Here is a 1,534-nt window from a genome sequence, read left to right as displayed (position 1 = left end):
ACGCCCGGTCCTTTTTTGTTTAGAGATAATCTTTAATTCTGTATTCCTGGCCGTGAACCCCTTTGTAGTATTCAGGATACATTTCTCCTCCACATTGTTCACATGAAAACCGAGGGGGAATGATCGAATCTCCACCATCCATAAGATCCATTTCTCGTACAATTTGTGTAGGGATTTCTTCTTTCTCATGACACGATAGGCAAAAAAACCGTACGGTTTTTTTGTTTGTTTTTTGCACGATTTTCTTTTTGACCGATTTGCGTCGTTTTTTGGTTGAGATAACGAATCTCCTCCTCTAGATACTCTCTTGCCGTTCTTCCTAGGGCTACTTTGATGACTAACCTGCCTTCTTCAAGGCAGACTTCTCCCTTGTATTCATAATAGTTACCGCATTTAGGACAAATATGAGGATCTTTATTGCCAGTTGCGATCGTCCGTTCTCTCCATGTACGTCTGCGCAGAACTTTATTTACCTTGATGACCCAGCGCTTTGTTACTTTTTGCCATGCCATTAATAACTTTTTGCTTAATTTTTTATTTTTTCTAGAATACATGCCATAATGCCGGATCGTTTTAAACTGCTCGTCAGGGATATGACGGATCAAACGTGCAATAAAGGCTTCAACTGTAAGCGTCAAACGCTTTTCCTGATTGTCTCTTTTGTCCTTGTACGTAAAGGTCACGTTGTGACCATCGTAGTCTTCGATGCGATTCAGTCCAATTGCTGGACGGCGGATATAGCGACCAATATAACGGAGTTGTTCTTTCACATGGCCTCGTTGTCTTGGGGCATGAACATAGAAACCTTCTCCATTTTGTAAATAAGCTTTCTGTAATAGAGGCTGAACGTTCTCCTTCTCTTTCGCAGTCAAATGTTTACGAATAAGTTTTAGCACCACCGTCTGCCACTGTTTCCGAAGCATCTTAAACGGAATGAAGTCATAGGACTTCCATTCTCCTTTGCGAGTGATTCCACCCATACTCACAAGCATGTGAACATGCGGATTAAAATTGAGCTGAGATCCAAATGTATGGAGACCAGCAATAATGCCGGGAGTCACTTTCGCTTTCTTCTGAAAAAAGTTTTTGATAAGCCTTGCGGCCTCGTCCATTAAAGGCTTTAGTAAGTGCCGGTGTAAAAGGAAAACATCACGTAAACCTTCATCAATAGTGAAAATGACATGTCTATGATTGACTTGTAGCACATCTTCCGCAAGCAGTCTGCTCCATTCTTCGCTCTCTCCAATAGAACACGTGGTACAAAAACGTCCTTTGCATCGAAAAGGTACTTTTCGAACATCATGACAACCTTCACAAACCAGCAATTTAAATCCCTTTTTAAGGTTTCCACAATCCTTAAATTTCTCCACTTCTTTGATGACAATTGGGCGTATCTGTCCCTGATACTTTTTCCTAAAAGCTTCCCAATGTCTATGATGATCGAAGAAGATACGTTTAAGAATATTAGGTTTCATAAATAAAAGGTATCACAGTCATATTCACTGCGATACCCCCAAAATCATATACTTTCTTT

1 protein-coding gene is annotated in these 1,534 nt (G+C 40.4%); it reads right to left on the bottom strand.

Annotation, left to right across the window (positions count from 1 at the left end):
* Window positions 1–185: 185 nt before the first annotated feature.
* Entirely contained in the window at window positions 186–1,475 is a 1,290-nt protein-coding gene (locus AA84_RS0114035) for an IS91 family transposase (protein WP_081791805.1), read from the bottom strand.
* Window positions 1,476–1,534: the final 59 nt, after the last annotated feature.

The sequence above is a fragment of the Sporolactobacillus terrae DSM 11697 genome, from assembly GCF_000648615.1.
In the GTDB taxonomy this organism is placed as follows: Bacteria; Bacillota; Bacilli; order Bacillales; family Sporolactobacillaceae; genus Sporolactobacillus; species Sporolactobacillus terrae.
This window is presented reverse-complemented; position numbering and strand designations above follow the sequence as displayed.